Origin of the sequence: Burkholderia sp. KJ006 (assembly GCF_000262695.1) — a bacterium.
GTDB lineage: Bacteria > Pseudomonadota > Gammaproteobacteria > Burkholderiales > Burkholderiaceae > Burkholderia > Burkholderia vietnamiensis.
The window spans coordinates 763,870-785,093 of record NC_017921.1 but is presented as its reverse complement, the minus strand read 5'-3'; the positions used below and the strand labels follow the sequence as shown (position 1 = coordinate 785,093).

At 63.3% G+C, this 21,224-nt stretch carries 24 protein-coding genes; 19 read left to right on the top strand and 5 right to left on the bottom strand.

Going from position 1 to position 21,224, the window contains the following annotated elements:
• Positions 1-36 precede the first annotated feature (36 nt).
• The 4 genes from glmS (at position 37) to MYA_RS17615 (ending at position 4,050) form a co-directional block, all read left to right on the top strand.
• The gene (glmS, locus tag MYA_RS17630; protein WP_041494061.1) at positions 37-1,866 is read left to right on the top strand and encodes a glutamine--fructose-6-phosphate transaminase (isomerizing); all 1,830 of its coding nucleotides are present in this window, start codon (positions 37-39) and stop codon (positions 1,864-1,866) included.
• 200 nt (positions 1,867-2,066) lie between these two features.
• Positions 2,067-2,708, top strand: coding sequence for a LemA family protein (locus tag MYA_RS17625; protein WP_014724408.1), 642 nt, complete (start codon positions 2,067-2,069; stop codon positions 2,706-2,708).
• A 2-nt stretch (positions 2,709-2,710) separates the two neighbouring features.
• Positions 2,711-3,550 (top strand): TPM domain-containing protein, encoded by an 840-nt coding sequence (locus MYA_RS17620; RefSeq protein ID WP_371464454.1) that lies wholly within the window; start codon positions 2,711-2,713, stop codon positions 3,548-3,550.
• Positions 3,551-3,552: 2 nt separating this feature from the next.
• Positions 3,553-4,050, top strand: a complete 498-nt coding sequence (locus MYA_RS17615) for a TPM domain-containing protein (RefSeq protein WP_011881320.1) — start codon at positions 3,553-3,555, stop codon at positions 4,048-4,050.
• 141 nt (positions 4,051-4,191) lie between these two features.
• Here MYA_RS17615 and MYA_RS31735 read toward each other — a convergent pair whose 3' ends face one another.
• Positions 4,192-4,434, bottom strand: a complete 243-nt coding sequence (locus MYA_RS31735; protein WP_158333099.1) for a hypothetical protein — start codon at positions 4,432-4,434, stop codon at positions 4,192-4,194.
• Between the two features lie 265 nt (positions 4,435-4,699).
• Here MYA_RS31735 and MYA_RS32200 point away from each other — a divergent pair, with 265 nt between their 5' ends.
• From MYA_RS32200 to MYA_RS17575, 8 genes are all read left to right on the top strand, one after another.
• The gene (locus MYA_RS32200) at positions 4,700-4,987 is read left to right on the top strand and encodes a hypothetical protein (RefSeq protein ID WP_080957690.1); all 288 of its coding nucleotides are present in this window, start codon (positions 4,700-4,702) and stop codon (positions 4,985-4,987) included.
• Positions 4,984-6,441 carry a TolC family protein gene (locus MYA_RS17605; protein WP_014724404.1) on the top strand — a complete coding sequence of 486 codons (1,458 nt, stop codon included), beginning with the start codon at positions 4,984-4,986 and terminating at the stop codon, positions 6,439-6,441. The genes MYA_RS32200 and MYA_RS17605 overlap by 4 nt, the downstream gene beginning before the upstream one ends.
• A 1-nt stretch (position 6,442) precedes the next feature.
• The gene (locus tag MYA_RS17600; protein WP_011881317.1) at positions 6,443-7,738 is read left to right on the top strand and encodes a multicopper oxidase family protein; all 1,296 of its coding nucleotides are present in this window, start codon (positions 6,443-6,445) and stop codon (positions 7,736-7,738) included.
• Positions 7,739-7,804: 66 nt separating this feature from the next.
• Positions 7,805-8,152: a copper-binding protein gene (locus tag MYA_RS17595; protein ID WP_011881316.1), complete on the top strand. Its 348-nt coding sequence runs from the start codon at positions 7,805-7,807 to the stop codon at positions 8,150-8,152.
• A gap of 60 nt (positions 8,153-8,212) precedes the next feature.
• The gene (gene copC / locus MYA_RS17590) at positions 8,213-8,587 is read left to right on the top strand and encodes a copper homeostasis periplasmic binding protein CopC (RefSeq protein WP_034194859.1); all 375 of its coding nucleotides are present in this window, start codon (positions 8,213-8,215) and stop codon (positions 8,585-8,587) included.
• A complete protein-coding gene (locus MYA_RS17585; protein ID WP_041494060.1) occupies positions 8,587-9,528 on the top strand; it encodes a copper resistance D family protein in 942 nt (313 codons plus the stop codon). Before copC ends, MYA_RS17585 begins: the two co-directional genes overlap by 1 nt.
• A 185-nt stretch (positions 9,529-9,713) precedes the next feature.
• A complete protein-coding gene (gene cueR / locus MYA_RS17580) occupies positions 9,714-10,115 on the top strand; it encodes a Cu(I)-responsive transcriptional regulator (protein ID WP_014724400.1) in 402 nt (133 codons plus the stop codon).
• 75 nt (positions 10,116-10,190) lie between these two features.
• On the top strand, positions 10,191-12,635 hold the full coding sequence (locus MYA_RS17575) for a heavy metal translocating P-type ATPase (protein WP_041494059.1): 2,445 nt from the start codon (positions 10,191-10,193) through the stop codon (positions 12,633-12,635).
• Between the two features lie 127 nt (positions 12,636-12,762).
• Here the strand turns inward: MYA_RS17575 and MYA_RS17570 are convergent, their stop codons facing one another.
• Entirely contained in the window at positions 12,763-13,635 is an 873-nt protein-coding gene (locus MYA_RS17570; RefSeq protein ID WP_011881311.1) for a LysR family transcriptional regulator, read from the bottom strand.
• Between the two features lie 120 nt (positions 13,636-13,755).
• Between MYA_RS17570 and MYA_RS17565 the strand changes: the two genes are divergently transcribed.
• The 6 genes from MYA_RS17565 to MYA_RS31955 all read left to right on the top strand — a co-directional run bounded on the left by MYA_RS17565 (position 13,756) and on the right by MYA_RS31955 (position 18,062).
• On the top strand, positions 13,756-14,187 hold the full coding sequence (locus MYA_RS17565; protein ID WP_011881310.1) for a DoxX family protein: 432 nt from the start codon (positions 13,756-13,758) through the stop codon (positions 14,185-14,187).
• 17 nt (positions 14,188-14,204) lie between these two features.
• Complete coding sequence (locus MYA_RS17560) at positions 14,205-14,894, top strand: glutathione S-transferase family protein (RefSeq protein ID WP_014724395.1); 690 nt, start codon at positions 14,205-14,207, stop codon at positions 14,892-14,894.
• A 597-nt stretch (positions 14,895-15,491) separates the two neighbouring features.
• A complete protein-coding gene (locus MYA_RS17555) occupies positions 15,492-16,007 on the top strand; it encodes a TetR/AcrR family transcriptional regulator (RefSeq protein ID WP_226245700.1) in 516 nt (171 codons plus the stop codon).
• 138 nt (positions 16,008-16,145) lie between these two features.
• The gene (locus MYA_RS32435; RefSeq protein WP_257785927.1) at positions 16,146-16,271 is read left to right on the top strand and encodes a hypothetical protein; all 126 of its coding nucleotides are present in this window, start codon (positions 16,146-16,148) and stop codon (positions 16,269-16,271) included.
• Positions 16,272-16,346: 75 nt separating this feature from the next.
• The gene (locus tag MYA_RS17550) at positions 16,347-17,558 is read left to right on the top strand and encodes an MFS transporter (RefSeq protein WP_011881306.1); all 1,212 of its coding nucleotides are present in this window, start codon (positions 16,347-16,349) and stop codon (positions 17,556-17,558) included.
• A 51-nt stretch (positions 17,559-17,609) separates the two neighbouring features.
• Positions 17,610-18,062 (top strand): hypothetical protein, encoded by a 453-nt coding sequence (locus tag MYA_RS31955; protein WP_174479781.1) that lies wholly within the window; start codon positions 17,610-17,612, stop codon positions 18,060-18,062.
• Between the two features lie 185 nt (positions 18,063-18,247).
• Here MYA_RS31955 and MYA_RS17540 read toward each other — a convergent pair whose 3' ends face one another.
• The 3 genes from MYA_RS17540 to MYA_RS17530 form a co-directional block, all read right to left on the bottom strand.
• The gene (locus tag MYA_RS17540) at positions 18,248-18,535 is read right to left on the bottom strand and encodes a putative quinol monooxygenase (protein ID WP_014724392.1); all 288 of its coding nucleotides are present in this window, start codon (positions 18,533-18,535) and stop codon (positions 18,248-18,250) included.
• 175 nt (positions 18,536-18,710) lie between these two features.
• Entirely contained in the window at positions 18,711-19,247 is a 537-nt protein-coding gene (locus MYA_RS17535) for a carboxymuconolactone decarboxylase family protein (protein WP_014724391.1), read from the bottom strand.
• Positions 19,248-19,519: 272 nt separating this feature from the next.
• Positions 19,520-19,888 (bottom strand): BON domain-containing protein, encoded by a 369-nt coding sequence (locus tag MYA_RS17530; protein ID WP_014724390.1) that lies wholly within the window; start codon positions 19,886-19,888, stop codon positions 19,520-19,522.
• A 483-nt stretch (positions 19,889-20,371) separates the two neighbouring features.
• On the opposite strand from MYA_RS17530, the gene MYA_RS17525 reads away from it, so the two are divergent.
• Positions 20,372-21,172 (top strand): SDR family NAD(P)-dependent oxidoreductase, encoded by an 801-nt coding sequence (locus MYA_RS17525; protein ID WP_011881300.1) that lies wholly within the window; start codon positions 20,372-20,374, stop codon positions 21,170-21,172.
• Positions 21,173-21,224: the final 52 nt, after the last annotated feature.

Sequence of the window (21,224 nt, the reverse complement as noted above, 5' to 3'; positions counted from 1 at the left end):
GTCACGGACTCAGACAACGTATTCAGGGAGCGCGATATGTGTGGAATTGTCGGGGCGGTGGCTCAGCGGGACATCGTGCCCAATCTCGTCGACGGGCTGAAGCGGCTCGAATACCGCGGCTACGATTCGTGCGGGGTCGTGGCCTATCGCGACCGTGCGCTCGCCCGCGCGCGTAGCGTCGATCGCGTCGCGAACCTGCAGCGCGAGATCGCGGCGCAGGGGCTGTCGGGCTATACCGGCATCGCGCACACGCGCTGGGCCACGCACGGCGCGCCCGTCACGCTCAACGCGCATCCGCATTTTTCGCCGCGCGACGACAACGCGCGCATCGCGCTGTCGCACAACGGGATCATCGAGAACTGCGATCAATTGCGTGCGGAGCTGCAGGCGCACGGCTACGTGTTTGCCAGCCAGACGGATAGCGAGGCGATCGCGCATCTGATCGATCATCTGTACGACGGCGACTTGTTCGACGCGGTGCGCGGCGCCGTCGCGCGCTTGCGCGGCAGCTACGCGATCGCGGTGATGTGCCGCGACGAGCCGCATCGCATCGTCGGTGCGCGCGACGGGATGCCGCTCGTCGTGGGCGTCGGCGACGGCGAGAACTTTCTCGCGTCGGATGCGATCGCGCTGTCGGGCGTGACCGACCGCATCGCGTACCTCGAGAACGGCGACGTCGCGGACATTCAACTGCATCGCTACTGGATCGTCGATGCGGCCGGCCAGCGTGTCGAGCGCGCGGTACAGCGGGTCGCCGCACACAGCGGCGCGGCCGATCTCGGCGCGTACCGCTACTACATGCAGAAAGAGATCTTCGAGCAGCCGCAGGCGGTGGCCGATACGCTGCTCGATGTCGCGTCGATCATGCCGGAGCTGTTCGGCGATGGCGCGTGGCGCGTGTTCAACGACGTCGACTCGGTGTTGCTGCTCGCGTGTGGCGGCAGCTATCACGCGGCGCTGACGGCGAAGTACTGGATCGAGAGCATCGCGAAGCTGCCGACGAACGTCGAGATCGCCAGCGAGTTCCGCTATCGCGACGGCGTGGCGAACCCGCACACGCTGGTCGTCGCGGTGTCGCAGAGCGGCGAGACGGCCGACGTGCTCGGCGCCGTGCAGGTCGCGAAGCAGCGCGGGATGATGCATATGCTGGCGATCTGCAACGTCGCGTCGAGCGCGCTGATGCGCGAGTGTGCGCTGCAGTTCGTCACGCGCGCGGGGATCGAGATTGGCGTCGCGTCGACGAAGGCGTTCACGACGCAGCTCGTCGCGTTGTTCCTGCTGACGCTGTCGCTCGCGCAGGTTCGCGGCCGGCTGAGCGACGACGACGAGAAGGCGCATCTGCGCGCGCTGCGGCATCTGCCCGATGCGATGGCGAAAGTGCTCGCGCTGGAGCCGCAGATCATGGGCTGGTCGGAGCTGCTCGCGCGACGCGACAACATGCTGTTCCTCGGCCGCGGGATGCATTACCCGATCGCATTGGAAGGCGCACTGAAGATGAAGGAGATTTCGTATATCCATGCCGAGGCGTATCCGGCGGGCGAACTGAAGCATGGGCCGCTGGCGCTGGTCAGCAACGAGATGCCGGTGATCGCGGTCGCGCCGAACGACATGCTGTTGGAAAAGCTCAAGTCGAACATGCACGAGGTGAGCGCGCGCAACGGCAGGCTGTTCGTGTTCGCGGACGTCGACTGCGGGTTGACGTCGGGCGAAGGGATCGACGTGATTCGGCTCAACGAGTACTACGGGCCGCTTTCGCCGATCCTGCATACCGTGCCGATGCAGTTGCTGGCTTATCACGCGGCGCTGGCGCGGGGGACGGATATTGATAAGCCGAGGAATCTGGCGAAGTCGGTGACGGTGGAGTGAGGTTGGGGGCGGGGTTTGGGCGGTCACAATCGGTGAACGTGCGCTCCCGTGTCGCGTTCCTCCTGCCTGTCGCGGCGGACATCCATCCGAAGTCGACACGCAAGGCCGGGCTGCCCCCCCATTGACGCAAATCAAGCCCGTCATACGCGAGCCGCTTAGCATCGTTTCAGCAGACACAACCGGCCGTAAGGGGGCAGGACATGCAACGCTTTTCGACTTTTCGTGCCGCGTGTCTTGCGGTGTTGATGACGGCCTGCATCGTGATGCTGTCCGGATGCGGCTACAACGCCATACAGGCCCAAGACGAGCAGGTGAAGGCCAACTGGTCCGAAGTGCTCAATCAGTACCAGCGACGTGCCGATCTGGTGCCGAATCTCGTGAACACCGTGAAGGGATATGCGAACCAGGAAAAAGACGTTCTAACGCGGGTGACCGAAGCCAGGGCGCAAGTGGGCGCCATGCGCGCCACGCCGGAACTGCTGGCGGACCCCGCCGCGTTCGCAAAGTTCGAGGCGGCCCAGGGACAACTGACGTCGTCTCTTTCCCGGCTGCTCGTGGTTTCCGAAAACTACCCGCAGCTGAAGTCCGACGCGAATTTTCGTGACCTCCAGGCCCAGCTCGAGGGTACCGAAAACAGAATCGCCGTAGCCCGGAACCGCTACATCCGCTCGGTTCAGGACTACAACATCACGGTTCGCTCGTTCCCGAACAATCTGACCGCGATGGCGTTCGGCTACAAGGAAAAGCCGAACTTTGCCGTCACGAACGAAGCGGAAATCGCCAAGCCGCCGCGGGTGGACTTTGGTGCCGCGCCGGGGCCGGCGAGCGGAGCCGCAAATTGAAGATGGTTCGCGCGGCGCTGGTCGCCTTGGCCGTGCTGTTTTGGTGGAGCAACGCCGTCGGTCAGACGGCGCAGCCTGTACCGGCGCTCTCCGCGCGCGTGACCGACGCGACGGGCACGCTGTCCGATGAACAGCGCAGCACGCTGGAGCAATCGCTGAAGGATTACGAAGCACGCAAGGGAAGCCAGATTGCGGTGCTCATCGTACCGACGACGCAACCCGAGACCATCGAGCAGTACTCGATCCGCGTCGTCGAACAATGGAAGCTCGGGCGGACGCGCGTGGACGACGGCGTTCTGCTCATCATCGCCAAAAACGACCGGACGCTGCGTATCGAAGTCGGCTATGGCCTGGAGGGTGTGCTCACGGACGCCACGAGCAACCGCATCATCGAGGACATCATCGTCCCACGATTCCGGCAGGGCGATTTCTACGGCGGCGTATCGGCCGGCGTGGACGGCATCATGCGCGTGGTGGATGGGGAACCACTTCCGGCTCCCCGCCAATCTCCGGGGCCAGGCGCCGGCAGTCTATTGCCGGTGTTGTTCGTGCTGACGATTGTGGCGGGCGGTGTGCTGAGAACCCTCTTCGGCAGACTGGCCGGAGCCGTCATCACCGGAGGCGCAGTTGGATTCGTCGCGTGGCTATTGTCGGGCGCGGTTCTCGTCGCCATCGTCGCCGGCGCCATTTCCCTTGTATTCACGTTGATTGGCGCCGGGATGGGGATGCGCGTCGGCGGCCCCTACATCGGCGGACATTCAGGGGGGCAAGGTTCTGGAAGAGACATCTTTCGCGGCGGCGGCGGTGGCTTTGGCGGCGGTGGCGCGTCGGGGAGATGGTAATCATGGATTTCCGACGCGTTATCCGGCACCTGCTCATGACGAAATGGCGGGTCAACGCCGCCTTCCCGAAACCGACGCTGGCGAAGATCGAGGCAGCGGTAAAGGCGAGCCACGTCGCGCACGCGGGCCAGCTGCGCTTCGCGGTAGAGGGCGCATTGCATAGCGCCGCGTTGCTTCGAGGACAGACCGCCCGCGAGCGCGCGATTGACGTGTTCTCGGAGCTTCGGGTCTGGGACACCGAGCACAACAACGGCGTGCTCATCTACTTGCTGCTGGCCGACCGGGACGTCGAGATTGTCGCGGACCGAGGCATCCATTCGCGCGTCACAAGTGAAGAATGGGAAGTGGTCTGCCGCACCATGGAAACCGCATTCAAGGCTGGCAGCTTCGAGTCTGGCTCGATACACGGGATTGAGCTCGTCACCGAACTGCTCAAGAAACATTACCCGTCTCGCCGTCCTCCTCAGGACGAGTTATCCAGTAAGCCCGTCGTGATGTGACCTGCCGCCAATTCGATAACGCGGCGCGACCTGTGACCGGCTAAGGAAGCGCATGCCGCTCCCGCCCGCGACGACATGTCGGTTCGCGGATGCCGCTACGCGTCGTCACGATGACGACATCGCAACGCGCGTCACGTCATGCTAGACTTTTGCCCCATGTCGTACTGGCGCAAACTCTTCCTCGTTCTGTTCCTCGCACTGAGCCTTCCGGTTCAGTCGTTCGCTGCGATTGCAATGCAGTGCGCGGCGGCACATGCGGACGAAGACGTCGAGTTCGCCACTGGCGCCGGGCAACCGCTTGCCGAGCAGCACCATGAAGCGGCCGACGTACACGCGGCAGCTGACCACGGCACGCACCAGCACAGTCTGGCAGATACCCACCACGCGCACTCGTGCTCGACCTGCGTGTCGTGTTGCGTCGGCGCTGGATTGCCAACCGCGCCGTCGGTCGCGCGGTCGTTCGATTCCGCACTCACCGCTGTCTTCCCTTCCTCTTCTACCGCAGCCGCGTCATTTCTGACCGCTGGCATCGAGCGGCCTCCCCGAATCCTTCTCGTCTGAGCTTCGCGTCGTAGCGTGTGTGCTGCGGCGTTCATCTCGCTTTGGCGGCGCGTTCCGGCCGCCCGGCTGACATTCGACGAGAAAAACCATGCGAATCCTATCTGCAGCGCTGGTCGGCGCGGCGGCAGCATTGCCGACGCTCGTCCTCGCTACGACGTCCGTTCCCGACCCGTCAGACGCGGCAGCGTCGGTCCCGGCCGTTGCCGCCCCGTCGGCATTTGACGATTACCAGCCGTACGAAGACGGTGAGGCGCCCACCTGGCAACAGGTAAATCGGGCCGTCACGCCGGCACGCCCCAGCTCGAAGCGCGAGGCAACCTCCAGCAGCCCCTCGAACACGAGTCATCACTCGACACACGAGAGGGACGGCCAATGATCGAGCGACGCATTTCCATTCGGTTGATTGCCGGTGCCGTCGCGCTGGTCGTGCTCGCCGGCTGTACGACGTTTTCCAGGGATGGCGGTTTCAATACCGTCTCGACCACCGCATCGGAGCGGCTCGGGAAAGAGGCGCTGTTCGTCCGTACCGAGCAGGACCGTGACGCGGTCGCGCAACGCACGCGCGAACTGCTCGGAAAACCGCTTGCCATGGATGACGCCGTCCAGGTCGCCTTGCTCAATAACGCGGGACTGCAGGCGTCCTACGCCGAGTTGGGAATCTCGGAAGCGGACCTTGTCCAGGCGGGTCGCCTCCCCAATCCGGGCTTCAGTTTCAGCCGCACGCACTGGAGCGACAACTTCGGCATCACGCGCACGTTTTCCGCGAACGTGCTGGCCATCCTGACGCTGCCGCTGGCCACGCGCATCGAAAGCCGCCGCTTCGAGCAGACCAAACTCGAGACGGCCGATGCGATGCTCAAAGTGGCCGCTGACGCCCGCCGCGCATACGTGAGCGCCGTGGCAGCGGAGCAGTCCGCGAAGTATGCGGAACAGGTCAAGGACTCCGCCAGTGCCGGAGCAGAACTGGCGCACCGGATGCAGCAGGCCGGCAACGCCAGCCGGCTCGACTACGCGCGCCAGCAGGCGTTTTACGCCGATGCGGCGACTCAGGTTGCGAAGGCGCGGCAACAAGCCTTTGCAGCGCGAGAAAAGCTGACTCGCGTGATGGGCGTTTGGGGCGCGGCGACGCAATACAGCTTGCCGGAGCGGTTGCCCGACTTGCCCAGGGAACGACCGGAATTGAAGGATCTGGAGGTCTTCGCGATGCACAACCGGCTCGACATCCAGGCCGCCAGGTTGCGCACGCAAGGTGTCGCGACGTCCCTCGGCCTGAGCAAGGCGACGCGTTTCGTCAATGCGCTGGAGGTCGGTTACCTCAACAACTTCGAGACGGACAAAGGGCACGAGCGCGGCTACGAAATCAGCGTCGAGATTCCGATTTTCGACTGGGGCAGTGCCAAGGTTGCGCGGGCGGAAGCGCTGTACATGCAATCGGCGAGCAAGCTGGCACAGACGGCCGTCGACGCACGCTCCGAGGTCCGCGAATCGTACGTCGCCTACGTAACGAACTACGACATCGCCAGGCATTACCGCGACGAGGTGGTGCCGCTGCGCAAGACCATCTCCGACGAGATGCTGCTGCGCTACAACGGCATGCTCGCCAGCGCGTTCGACCTGCTTGCCGATTCGCGAGAACAGGTCAATGCGGTCAATGGCTATATCGACGCGCTGAAGGACTACTGGCTCGCGGAAACCGACCTGCAACTTGCACTGGGTGGACGCCTCCCTCCGCCCGACCGTCCAGTAGACGCTTTTGCCCGTTCAACCCAGCAATCAGCGACGGCCGCAGCCACGCTCGCGGCGCCGCACACGCAGTCCGAAGGTAATTGAGATGGTGTCACGACGAACATTCCTGAGCGGCTCGGGTGCCGCATTGCTGGGTGCCGCGATGGTCAGCAAGGCTGGCGCGGCGTCGCTGCCCGAAGCGCCGACGATGGCGCATCCCGCAACGCAGCCGCCGCTTCAGCCGCCCAACGGGCGGCCCTACACGCCAGTGACGACGCTGAACGGCTGGTCATTGCCGTGGCGCATGAAAAACGGCTGGAAAGAATTCCACCTCACTGCGGAGCCGGTCGTTCGCGAAATGGCGCCCGGCATGAAGGCCAATCTCTGGGGCTACAACGGCCAGTCGCCCGGCCCGACGATCGAGGCGGTCGAGGGCGACAAGGTGCGCATCTTCGTGACCAACAAGCTGCCGGAGCACACCACGGTCCACTGGCACGGGATGCTGCTGCCCTGCGGAATGGACGGCGTCGGAGGGCTCACGCAGCCTCAGATTCCGCCCGGCAAAACCTATGTGTACGAATTCCAGCTCGAGCGGCACGGCACGTTCATGTATCACCCGCATGCCGACGAGATGGTGCAGATGGCGATGGGGATGATGGGCACGTTCATCGTGCATCCGAAGGACCGGGCGGTGATGCCGGTGGACCGCGACTTCGTGTTCCTGATGTCCGCATATGACATCGACCCCGGCAGCTACACGCCGCGCGTCAACACGATGACCGAATTCAACATGTGGACGTGGAATTCGCGCGTATTCCCGGGGATCGACTCGCTGCCTGTGCGCGCGGGCGACCGCGTCCGCATCCGGTTCGGCAATCTGACGATGACGAACCATCCGATTCACCTGCATGGCTACAGCTTCGAAGTCGTCGGCACCGATGGGGGATGGATACCGCCGTCGGCGCGCTGGCCTGAAGTGACGGCCGACGTCGCCGTGGGACAGATGCGCGCCATCGAATTCACGGCAAACCGGCCGGGCGACTGGGCGTTCCATTGCCACAAGTCGCACCACACGATGAATGCGATGGGACACCAGGTACCCAATCTCATCGGTGTTCCGCAGAAAGACCTCGCGAAGCGCATCAGCAAGCTGGTGCCGGATTACATGGCGATGGGAAGCACGGGCGGTGCGATGGGCGCAATGGAGATGCCGCTGCCCGACAACACGCTGCCGATGATGACCGGCACCGGACCGTTCGGGCCGCTGGAAATGGGCGGCATGTTCACGGTCGTCAAAGTGCGACAGGGCCTCGGCCGAAACGACTACCGCGACCCGGGCTGGTTCAAGCACCCGAAGGGAACCGTGGCCTACGAATACACCGGCGAGTTGCCGGACAGCTGAACAACACAATAAGGCCGGGCATGACCCAGCCGTCGATTTCCTCACCTCAACTCTGGAGAACACACGATGAAAACTGCATTCGTTTCGATTGCGATGGGCTGTGCGCTGACCTTCGCTGCTGCAACGTACGCGGCCAGCGACATGGGCAACATGAGCATGGGCAGTGGAACCATGCAATCCGCCGACATGAAGGACAGCATGTCGCACGGCGAAATCAGGAAGGTCGACCTGGCCGCCGGCAAGCTCACCATCAAGCACGGTCCGCTCGAGAACCTCGGCATGGAAGCGATGACGATGGTCTTCAAGGTCAAGGACCCGGCCATGCTGTCTCAAGTGAAGGTCGGCGACAAGATCGACTTCGTCGCCGAAGAAGTGAATGGCGCACTGACCGTGGTGAAGCTGCAGAAGCAATAAGGACATCCAGCGGGGCGCCTGTATCGCGCCCCGCCCTCACCATTCGAGACGAGCAAGAACATGAAGACTCTCACATTCAGGCAGTTTGCCGGCCTTGCTGCGGCTGGCGCTATCGCAGTCGTGCCTGTCGCAGCATTGGCGCACGGAAAGCTGGAAAGTGCCGTTCCGGCGTCGGGCGCCATCGTCGACGCCGCACCGGAAGCGTTGCGGCTTACTTTCAACGAGGACCTGGAGCCGACCTTCAGCACGATAAAGGTCACTGACGCGAGCGGCACCTCCATCGGAAAGGAAAGAGCGAAGGTCGATGCTGCCAATCCACGCGTCATGACCGTTGCCGTGCCGAAGCTCGCGTCGGGTGTCTACGCCGTGCAATGGGCGGTGATGACCTCCGACTCGCACAGGACCAAGGGCACATACGCGTTCAAGGTGAAGTGATGAACGACGGGTTCCTCGGCATCCTGCGGCTGGTATCGGTGGCCATCCAGAACGTCGGCTTCGCCGTCATCGTCGGTGCCCTGCTCAGCAGCCAATGGCTTGCGCGCGGTGAGTCGACCTGGCAACAGCGCGTCGGCCGGCGTCTGGTCGTCACGCTTCGAGCGGCGTCCATCGTCTCGCTGCTGGCAAGCGCGCTGTCGTTCTGGGCGCATTGCGCGCTGATGAGCGAGTCGTCGTTAGTCGAGGCGGGCCCGGCCGTGTGGTCGATGCTTACGGCAACCGGGTTCGGACATGCATGGCTGGTTGGCGCGTTTTTCACGCTTTGCATAGCCGTACTGGCATTCCTGCGGTCGGGAAACGAAACCCGCTTGCCGTTCGCCATATGGGGTGCGTTAGCGGGCGTCGCGCTGGCGCGCAGTAACGCCGGACATCCCGTCGACGCAGGGCTGTTCAGTCTGCCCGTATGGGTGGACTGGCTGCATCTGCTTGCCATCAGCGCGTGGGTCGGACTGGTGCTGGTTACGACTTACGTGGTTATGCCGCGCCTGCTCGATGCCCCGGGAAACGAACGGCAGACCAGCGCATCGTTCGTGCAGTCGCTCTCCGACGCATCGACTTACGCGCTGATCGTCCTGTTCAGCACTGGCGCCTACAACGGCTGGCGAGGCGTCAACGTTCCCGCCAATCTGTTGCACTCGATTTACGGGCAAGTTCTCATGCTCAAGCTGGCGCTCGTACTGCTTGGCGCCGCACTCGGCGGACACAATCGCTTCTTCGAGATGCCCACGCTTCTGTCGACATTGAAAAAGCCGTCGGAAGCGATTCCTGGGAGGCCGCTCCGTCGATTCGGCAGGGTGCTCCATGTGGAATCTCTCGTACTGGTCGGCGTGCTGATGGTAGCGGCCGTGCTTGGTTCGAGCCCGTTGCCAGGAACGACTTGAACGACACCGCATCATCGTCCGTTCACGCCGGTGGTTCGCCCGTGTAGATACGTCGTGCTCGAGTGACGACCTTGACCGCCGGAAATCCGTTTCTCTATCTGGTCAGGTTCCTTGACCTTCCCATAGTGGGAAGGTCAAGAATGTGCATCATTGGGGCTCGAAATGGGCCACCAAAGGAGGCGGTCATGAATATCGGTGAGGTGGCGAAGTCTTCCGGCGTTTCAGCCAAGATGATTCGTCACTATGAAGAGGCCGGGCTCATCCGGCCCGCGACGAGAACGGCATCGAACTATCGGGTCTACACGGCCAAGGATGTCGAGGTCCTCCGCTTCGTGCGATGGGCGCGACATCTCGGCTTCTCGACTACGCAGATTTCGGCGTTGCTGGCGCTCTGGGAAGACCGCGAACGTCCCAGCAGCGAGGTCAAGCAGCTCGTGACGCAGCACATCGACGACCTGAACGAGCGTATCCGCGAACTCGTCGAAATGCGCGACACACTCCAGTATCTGGCCCAGCACTGCAAGGGCGACTCGCGCCCGGATTGCCCGATATTGGCGGAGTTGGCCAGGCAAACGCATTGCGACTGACTCAGGACAGAGGCCGGGCCTCGCACCCGGGTTCGAATAACACCGAATCAGTGCCGATAGCGAAGGAGCGTCAAGATGAACAGTCAACGTGAAGACGATGGGGCACCTCAGCAGCCGGTTTCAGCGCACTCGTCAGACGGACATCATGCCCATGGCACGCGTGGGCACCAGCATGCCGTCGAACACGAAGATGACGCGCATGCGCATCTCCACGGGGGAGACCGCGACCACGGTGGTACGGGGGCGCAACTTCACGACCCCGTATGCGGGATGCCGGTCAGGCAGACATCACGCTTTCGCAGTGAATACGACGGGAAGCCATACTTCTTTTGCAGCGAGGCCTGCCTGACGAAATTCCAAGCGGCTCCGTCGAAATACGTCGCGCCATCGAGTGCTGCAGCATCGCCTGCTATGCCGGAGGCCACCATCTACACGTGCCCGATGCATCCGGAAGTCCGTCAGGACCATCCGGGGCAGTGCCCGAAGTGCGGCATGACGCTCGAGCCAATCCTGCCGAATCTGGACGAAGGTGAAAATCCCGAACTGGTCGATTTCCGGCATCGATTCTGGTGGACGCTGCCACTGACGGCCATCGTTTTCATGCTGGCGATGTTCGGCCACCAGGTCGAACTGATGCCGTCGTCGACCGAGAACTGGGTCGAATTCGTTCTCTCCTCGCCAGTCGTCCTGTGGGCCGGCTTCCCGTTTTTTGTTCGGTGTGTGCGTTCGTTCATCAATCGCAGCCCGAACATGTGGACGCTCATCGGGCTCGGGACTGGAGCCGCTTACGTTTACAGCGTCATTGCGACGGTCCTTCCCGACCTGTTTCCAGCGACGTACAGCGCGCACGGCCGTGTCAGTGTGTATTTCGAAGCCGCTGCGGTGATCATCTCTCTGACGCTTCTGGGGCAATTGCTGGAGCTGAAAGCGCGTTCGCAGACGTCTGCGGCCATCAAGGCGCTGCTGGGCCTCGCCCCGAAGACGGCTCGCCGCATCAATCCGGATGGCGCCGAAGAAGACATCCCGCTGGGCCACGTGCAGGTGGGCGATCTGCTCCGTGTTCGCCCCGGCGAGAAAGTCCCCGTGGATGGCGTCGTAACCGACGGCACGAGCTCGTTGGACGAGTCGATGATTACCGGCGAGCCCATTCCCGTCACGAAGCGCGTCGGAGACCATGTCATTGGTGCAACGATGAATGCAGCCGGCAGTCTGGTCATCCGGTCGGAGAAGGTCGGCTCCCAGACGGTGTTGTCGCAAATCGTGCAGATGGTCGCGCAGGCGCAGCGTTCGCGCGCGCCCATGCAGCGAATGGCGGACAAGGTTGCAGGCGTGTTCGTCATCGGCGTCGTGAGCGCCGCCGTTTTGACGTTCTTCGTGTGGGGGCTCGTCGGACCCGAGCCCAGCTGGGTATTCGGCCTCATCAATGCGGTCGCGGTGCTCATCATCGCGTGCCCTTGCGCGCTCGGACTTGCAACGCCGATGTCCATCATGGTGGCAAGCGGCAAGGGGGCGTCGAGCGGGGTGCTCTTCCGCGACGCCGCCGCCATCGAGAACCTGCGCCAGGTCGACGTTCTCATCGTGGACAAGACGGGAACTCTGACCGAGGGCCGTCCCGCGTTCGAGCGCACCGCAGCGGCAAATGGATTCACCGACGAGGAGGTGCTGCGGCTGGCCGCCAGTCTGGACCAGGGTAGCGAGCATCCGCTGGCTGCTGCCATCGTGAAAGCTGCACGCGAGCAAGGTCTTGCGCTGGACCTGGCGGAGGCCTTCGAATCTGCGACAGGCATCGGTGTGCGCGGGCTGGTTGCAGGGCGGCGACTGGCGCTCGGCAATACCGCGTTGATGCAGGCCGGCCAGGTGTCCGTCGAGCCGCTGGCGCAGGAAGCAGACCGTATGCGCGCACAAGGCGCCAGCGTCATGTACTTGTCGGTCGATGGGCGCCTGGCCGGACTGTTGGCGGTCGCCGATCCAATCAAGACAACCACACCGGAAGCGCTCGCGACATTGAGGGAAAAGCGCATCCGCGTCGTGATGGCGACAGGCGATGGCGTGGTGACGGCCAGGGCTGTTGCTGAAAAACTCGGTGTCGATGAGTTTCATGGTGAGGTCAAGCCGGCCGACAAACTCGAACTGGTGACGAGGCTTCAACGTGCCGGACATGTTGTGGCAATGGCCGGAGACGGCATCAACGATGCACCGGCGCTCGCGAAGGCGGATGTCGGCGTGGCCATGGGAACCGGCACCGATGTCGCCATGAGCAGTGCGCAAGTCACGCTCGTCAAGGGAGACTTGCGTGGTATCGCGCGCGCTCGGGAACTGTCCGAGGCAACCGTCCGGAACATGAAGCAGAACCTCGGCTTCGCATTTGTCTACAACGCACTTGGCGTCCCGCTGGCAGCAGGCGCGCTGTATCCATTCACCGGCTTGCTGCTCTCGCCGATGATTGCAGCGCTGGCGATGAGCCTGAGTTCGGCATCCGTTATTTCAAACGCGCTACGTTTGCGCAATGCGAAGATTTAGTGTGCTCACGCGTTCGCCGGGATTTTGAAGCGTGTCGACCATGACCGGAGCCGACTTCACCAGTCCTCGTCAGCCAGAATCGATAGCACGTCTACTCGCGGCGAGTGGCGCGCTGCATCTTGCGCGCTCAAATCTTCAACGTCGTCGACAGGTATTTGAACACCGTCGAAACGCGCCGCAGATGCCGCGACTCCCGGTGAGTCAGCACCCATAGCTCGGTCTGGCAGTCGTGCAGGACATCGGTCAATTGCACGAGGTCGGAGCGGCCGCGGGTCAGGAACGTCGGCAGAATGCCGACGCCCATGCCGAGGGCGACCAGCTCCATCACGGTCAGGATGCTGTTGACCTTGTAGTGCGGCACCACTTTCCTGAAATGACGCTTGCGCCAGATGACCGACGGATGGCCCGGCAGCGCGTCGTCCGGCGCGATCCAGCGTACCTTGCCCGCCGTGACGTCGTCATAACTGCGCGCGGCCTCGTAGTGCTTCGACGCAAAAAGCGCTACGTCAATGGGACCGACATGCTTGCCGACGAGATATTCCGGTGGCTCCTTCGTCGCACGCACGGCGATATCGGCATCGCGGCGCCCGAGGTCGGCGATCTCGTTGCCCGTGTGCAATTCGTACGCAAGCCGCGGATGTATGGCCTCCAGCTGCTTCAGTGCCGGCCCGACCAACCCGTGCAGGATCGTGTCGGTGGTCGTGATGCGCACCGTGCCGCCCACCTGCTCGGGCGCTTGTTGGGCGATCGAGCGGGCCGATTCGACCTGCACTTCCACTTGCTCGGCGTGTTCCGCGAGCGCCAGCCCGATTTCCTTCGCGCGATAGCCGGAACGGGTCCGTTCGAACAACTGCTGCTGCAGGCCGCGCTCGATTCGCCGCAGATTGCGAAACACCGTCGATGCATCCACTTGCAGTCGCTCGCCCGCCTGAACGAGCGTGCCCGTGCGGAAAAGTGCCAGGATCGTTTCGAGATCTGCCGCGCTGAGCTTGTATGGCATCCAGTTGTCTCCCGTGCATTGCATTTTTGCATTCATTTTTTGTAATTATGCTTATTATTCAAGCACATCCGCAATGCTAAATTCGGTCCCGCTTTGCCAACTCTCGCAATGGGTACCGATATGAATCAATCGATTTCAACAAATGCCAATGCCGCCGCCTATGGCGCGTTGCTGCTCCGAGTGGCATTGGGCGTCATGTGGATCGCCCATTCACTGCTGAAATTGCTGGTCTTTACCCTGCCGGGCACCGCGCAGTATTTCCAGAGCGTCGGCTACCCCGGCTTCCTGGCCTATCCGGTCTTCACTGCCGAGTTCGCCGGCGGGATCGCGCTCGTGCTGGGCGTCTATGCGCGCCAGGTTGCATTGCTGCTGGTGCCGATCATGGTGTGCGCGACGCGTGTGCATTTGTCCAATGGCTGGGTGCATACGAGCCAGGGCGGCGGCTGGGAATACCCGGTGTTCCTCATCGTCGCGTCCGTCGCGCTGTGGCTGCTCGGCGATGGCGCGCTCGCGGTACGCCGCAGCGAGCGCTTCGCGCTTGGCGCGGCCTGACGGAGCGAGGCGTCGACATGAGCACGCTCCAATACCACCTCGTCAGCCACGTGCTTTGCCCGTACGTCCAGCGCGCCGTCATCGTGCTGACCGAAAAAGGTGTGCCGTTCGAACGCACGGATGTCGACCTGAGCAACAAGCCAGACTGGTTTCTCAGGATTTCTCCGCTCGGCAAGACGCCGGTGCTGGTCGTCGATGGCGCGCCCATCTTCGAATCGGCGGTGATCTGCGACTATCTCGACGAGACGCTCGCGCCGCCGCTGCATCCCGATGCGCCGCTCGAGCGGGCGCGGCACCGTGCCTGGGTCGAGTTCGCATCGGCACTGCTCAGCGCCATAGCGGGCTTCTACACGGCTCCGGACGAAGCGACGCTCGCCGGGAAAACCCGCGACATCCGCGCGCGATTCCAGCAGCTCGAAGACACGCTCGGCGCTGGCCCGTATTTCAGCGGCACGCATTTCAGCATCGTGGACGCGGCATTCGGGCCGGTGTTCCGCTACTTCGAGGTGTTCGAACAGATCGACGACTTCGGGTTCTTCGCGGCCCTGCCCAAGGTCACCGCCTGGCGGCAACGGCTTGCCGAACGGCCGTCCGTGCGTGCAGCGGTCCGGGCTGATTATTCGCAACTGCTGATGGAATTCCTGCTCAAGCGCGGCTCGATGCTGTCGACGCGTATTCGCGAGCACGTGCTGCGCGTTCAGGATTGAATTGAGATTACCTATATGTGTGCCGGCGAGGAACTGAAGCCGGCACAAGAATGTGCAGCCGTAACTTGAAAGACATCTGTTTATCGTCGCCAGCCGGCTGCTGAACGTTCTTGCGTCCGGTCACGGGTACGTGCACGACAGCAGGCGCGATGGTTTTACTTCTGCGCGATCGCTTGGCACGAAATCGTGAGATCGCGCGTGCACGGTTGCACCGCACGTTGCTTCGTTACCCGACGCCGGAAGTGAAAACCAACGTCGCGGCTGGAAATCACGGACGAAATGGAGCGCCAGGACACCAACCCTGCGTTCAGTGCTGCAAGCACATTGCGTTCGCGTCACTCGCGTCGAACTTTCGAAAGCTGGTGCAAGACCAGGGGCGCTGACGAAAGGACAACGCATTCGCCGTGTGCAGGAATCTCACGCGAGCTTCCAAGCCTCCCAGCCTGGCCAGCCACAACCCATCTCCTCCCGCAAACGGGCCGGTCCCACGACCCCCTTACCCCCATTTAAAACCGTTCGGTTTAAAATCCCCGCATATCCCACCTCGAGAGAGATGACCACCCCATGGGCAGACCGAAAAAATTCAGCCGCGAAGGCGTGTTGGAAAAGGCGCTCCCGGTCTTCTGGAAATACGGCTTCGCCGGCACATCGCTTCAGCAGCTGGAACAGGCGACCGGCGTCAACAAGTCCGGGCTCTATTCCGAGTTCGAGGACAAGGAAGACCTGTTTCTGCACAGCCTGCTCTATTACTACGAGCATCGTGGCGCGCTGCGGATCCTCACCGCGGAACCGAAGGGCTACGCCAACATCGAGCGCTTTCTGCGCCTCGGCGACCCGCAAGACAGCGGCTGCGTCGGCTGTTTCTCGGTCAATTCGATCCGCGAATTCCCGTCGCTGTCCGAGCGCGTGCGCGACGTGCTCGCCGCGTACCACCACCGGCTGATGCCGCAGATCATCGAAAACATCGACGCCGAGCCTCACACACTCCCCGCCGCAACCATCGCCACGATCGTCTCGGTGTTCTTCGCCGGCTATTGCATCGAACGCAATCTGCCCGAGCTGGCGGAAAGCGACGCCGTCGGCGCGTTCATGCAGGCGCTGCGCCTCCTCTGAAGCGCCACGCCGCGCGCAGCACGGACCGATAGCCCACCCTTTCTGAACCGATTGGTTTTTTTAATTTGTCCGCCGCCCGCCACTCACCCATACTGAACCGGTCAGTTCAATAAGCATCGATCCAAGCGGAGAGCAGCCATGGCCCTGAAGATCCACCCCATCAATTTCGGCAACATGTCCGGCGGCGTGTCGTTCCGGGACTCCGGTTCACCGGCCACGCGCCGTGTGCCCGTGCTTCTGACCCACGGTCGCACGCACCGTTGACCGGCTGCCCCGCGCATCCATCCAGTTTCCCGGCCCGCATGCTCCCAGGCCACCGGCCTTGAAAAGGACCCACACATGACTACGCCCCTCCCCGCGCGCACGGCACGCGCGCTTCGCATCCTCAGCCTCGCATACTTCGTCCAGGCGACCGGTGCGCTCTCCGTCGTCGGCAGCCTCGATTCGATCTCGCGTCAGTGGGGGCTCGCGGATTCGCAAAGCGTCTACCTCGTCACCGTGTTCGGCGTCACCTTCGCGTTCGCCGCGCCGCTGCTGCAGGTCGGCTTCGGCCATCTGCCGCGTCGTCGCCAGGTGCTGCTCGGCCTGACACTGTTCAGTGCGGCGGCGCTGCTGCTCGCGGCCGCGCCGAATTACCCGGTGCTGCTGCTGTCGCGCGTGCTGATGGGCCTCGGTGCAGGCTTCATCGGCCCCGTGCTCGGCGCATTGGGCTCGAGCCTCGTCGAACGCGAGCAACAGGGCAGCGCGATCGCCGTCGTGCTGCTCGGCCTGAGCGTCGCCGGCCTGGTGGGCATGCCGCTGTCCGCATGGATCGCGCACGCATGGGGCGCTCGCGTGCTCTTTCTCGTCATCGGGCTCGCCGGCGCGGTAACCGCCGCGCTGATCCTCCGCCTGATCCCGGACACGAGTCAGGGCGAGAACATCGATTTCGCGACGGTTTCGGCGCTCCTGACGCGCACCGATACGCTCAGCGCGTTTCTGGTCGTCTTCTTCATCGCGGCCGGCGTCTACTCGACCTACGCCTTCATCGCGCCCATCATTCGCGACGCGTTCCATGCAGGCGCCAATACGGTATCGACCGCGCTCGTCGTATTGGGCGCCGCGGGCATCGCCGGCAACCTGTTCGTGACGCGCGCCGCGCGTCGCTATAGCGCCGAAGCGATGCTGTTCGCCGGCCTCGCATTGCTCGCGCTCGACCTCGTGTTTCTCCGCTTCACGCCGCCGAGCCTGCGCCTGCTGTTCGTCGCGCTGGTCGTGTGGGCGTTCGCAACCGACCTGCTGTGGCCGTCGCAGCAGCGCCGCATCGTCGAACTCGTGCCGCAATGGCGCGGCATCGCACTGGCCTTGACGGCATCCTTCGTGTTTTGCGGAATCGGCGTCGGCTCCGCCGTTGCGGGCTGGGTCTATCCCGCGTTCGGCTTGACGGGCTCGATCGGCAGTTCGCTCGCGTTCCTCGCGCTGGCGACCGGCAGCCTGCTCGTGTCGCGCGCGTCGGTCAATGCGAAGCGCAGCGCCGACGTGTCGCCCGCGCCCCCATCGCTTCAATCATGAAGAAGCCGTCGAAGCCACGCAGACCTCCGCGTCGCGTGGCGCGCCGCGACGATGCGTGCAGGCATCGCGGCCGTCGCTGGCCCGGTTCATCGCACAGCCGGGCCAGCGTTTCGCAGCGGTCGGCAACTGCTTTTTCCTTCCATTGCAGAAACTCTTACTCGCCATCTGCGGCTACTCGACCGCCGGGCGACCGACGACAATCCGGATGACCGTTGCGACCGCGTAAGCGCGTTCGCTTCTTCCTCTCGAGGCATGGCGATCATGTTGAATGCGTTGTCGACCCTTCTCGTCGGCGAGCTGCTCCTGCCGGGCCTCCTGATCTGGAAAGGCGGACCATCGCCGGAGTTCGAAGGATTCGAGCAAAAGCCTGCTGTCGTGGCTCGCCATGTTGTTCGTGCCCGCGGCTACCGGGCGATGACGGCTTTCGATCAGTTGGCGACCGACTGGCTCATGCAGCGGCTCAGCAACGCTCGCGACAAAACGGAATCCAGACATGACCTCTGACCTCGCGCCCGCATAGGCGGTGTTGCAGCAGCAACCTCTCTAGGGGCTGCTCGCGACATTGATCGCATATCTGCTCAGGCTGTCCGTGAATCAGGCGTGCGCGGCGGTCCCGCTTCCATCGCCACAATGAATAACGGCGGCCGGAAATCCGGCCGCCGTCCGTTTCAGAACCGATCTCGACGAGCTCAAATCAGCTTCTCGAGCAACACGACTTGGAGCGTCGCCTTACCGTCGAGCGCACGCGCCAGCGTCTGGAATGCCGGCGCTTCGCCATGCACGTGCAGCGCATGCTCATCCCGCCAACGCTCGATCATCGTGAAGCGATGAAACGCGTCGCGGTGTCGATGCAGCTCGTACTGCTCGCACCCGTCTTCGTTTCGAACGGCCGGTACTGCCGCCAACAGCGCATCTTCCACCGCCGCGACGTGTCGCGGATCTGCGGTAATCGTGGCAACCACATACTGCTTCGACATCGATGGCCTCCATTCGCCACTGGATCGTTTCGTGCGCGAGCGCGCGCGTTGCATCGCTTCAGAACGCAGCGACGGCGAGCATTCCGCACGACACGCAGCTGCGTCGCGATATCGGAGCGCACCAGCTCGCGAGCACGGCGTCATGCCGTGCAAATCGAGCCGGATACGCACGCGCTCAATCGACCGCCGGAAAATCCAGCGTCGTGTCGTTCACACGGTTCACCAGATTCGTGAACGTGATCGATGTGACGACCAGGATCGTCTCGATCACCTGGCGCTCCGTGAACCCTACTTCCAGCACTGCGTCGAGCACGGCAGCGGGCACCGTATCGCGGCTCGTCACGATCGAGCGCACGAACGCGAGCAACGCATCGCGGCGCGCATCGCCGGTCGCGTGGCCGGCGCGGATCTGCTTCATCGCGTCCGGCGCGAGGCCGGCCATCTTGCCGATCATCGTATGGGCGGCCAGGCAGTAATCGCAGCCGGACAGCGCGCTGACTGCGAGGCGCACCGCCTCGACATCGGCCTGCTCCAGCGAACTTGCGGCGATCGCGGCGTCGACGTTCAGCATCGCCGCGAGACCGGCCGGACTGTGCGTGCCGATGGTCGCATAGGCGTTCGGGACCTTGCCGATCGCGGCCTTGATCTGGTTGAACACGACTGCGGTTTCGCCGGTTGCTTCCGACGGCTTCAAGGTGGTCAAGCGGGTCATATATATCTCTCACTAGGCTGGATAATCGGGAGCCGCCCGATGAAGGTCGGCGCAATAGCGCGGAGCGCGGGCCAATGCCCGCATTCCGAGCCTTTACTGCGGATCAAGCGTGACAAGGATCGAATACGCGCCATCGCGCAATACCGATTTTTCCTTGCACTCTTGTCGTCGAAGCTGATATCGACTTCGTCGTCACGTGCGCATGGCAGACATCGCTTTGAATCGATCTCGCGCACCAACATGTGAATCGACACCGACGTGTGCGAGCGAAATCACCGGCCCGGTTCGCCCGGCACCAGGTTGTTGACCACGGACGTCACGCCCGCGACGCGCGCCGCGCTGTCGCCGGCGAGCTGCACCTGTTCGCTGTCGGGCACGTATCCGGTCAGCGTCACGACGCCATGGCGGACCAGCACCCGCGCATTCACCGCGTTCAGCCCTTTCGTTTTCGACAACGCCCAAACGATTTTCCGCGACAGCGCCCGATCGGCAGCGCGTTCGGTCTTTCGTTCGGCCTTCTTCACTTCTTTCTGACTGACGACCGCATCAGAAGACGGAGCGGCATCCTGTTCCGCTGCATGGGCGGACACGCCGAAAGCCAAATACGTTACGTACAGTACCGACGCGACAATCTTCTTCATCACAGGCTCCTCAAAAGACGTTGGTGGAAATTCGACAAGGGCTGAAACCCGAACGAATGGTAGACAAGCGCCTACCCGCGCTCAATGGCGTATTTCCGAAAACAGCATTCACGCATCGATGATGGTCTGCCGCGCCCGCCCAAACGGCCGCTCTATACCTGCGTATAGGTGCGTTGAATGGTTGGAGCCGGTGCGAATACACCATGACGACGCCACGCGGCTCATCGGAAAGGCGTCGCTGCACGCGATTGCGCCCGCCGCGCTGGCCGAACTGCGTGCGCCGATCCAGTATTCATGCTGGATGAATTGAGTTTATGGGCGGGGCGCGTTGATCGACCCGCCATACGACTCATACACTGCATCGCACTACCTCGACACGAACGAGGAAGCGCATGCAGCACCGAGCCACCGGCATCACGCAAGCGGCTCATGCGCTTCCCCGGCCCGTGTCGAGCACTTCGACACCCTCACCGGAGCAACAGCATGACGCAAGCACATCAAGGCACCGCACTCATCACCGGCGCATCGTCGGGCATCGGCGCGATCTATGCGCAACGGCTCGCACGCCGCGGCTTCGATCTCGTCCTCGTGGCCCGCAATCGCGACCGGCTCAACGACTTCGCCAAGCGCATCACCGACGACACGCAGCGCAACGTCGAAGTGATCGCCGCCGACCTCGGCGATCCTCGCGCGCTCGCCGAGATCGAAGCGAAGCTGCGCACCGACGCGAGCATCACGATGCTGGTGAACAACGCCGGTGTCGGCACGCACAAGCCGCTGCTCGAAAGCGACGTCGACGCCATGACGCGCATGATCGACCTCAACGTCACCGCGCTGACGCGTCTGACCTATGCCGCCGCACCGGGCTTCGTCGCGCGCGGTCACGGCGCGATCATCAACATCTCGTCGATCGTCGCGATCGGCCCCGAGCTGCTGAACGGCGTGTACGGCGGCAGCAAGGCGTTCACGCTCGCCTTCACGCAGTCGCTGCATCACGAGCTCGCCGACAAAGGCGTGCAGGTGCAGGCCGTTCTGCCCGGCGCGACGGCCACCGAGTTCTGGGACAACGGCGGCCTGCCGCTCGACAACCTGCCGAAGGAGATCGTGATGTCGGCGTCCGACCTCGTCGACGCCGCGCTGACCGGCTTCGACCGTCACGAGCTGGTCACGATTCCGTCGCTGCACGCAGCGGAAGAATGGGATGCCTACGACGCCGCCCGTCGCGTCATGACGCCCCATCTGTCGAACAGCACCGTCGCCGCACGTTACGCCGTCACGCACTGACCTCGGTCATCCAACTTCGCAACCGCTCAAGTCAATCATTCAAAGGAACCAC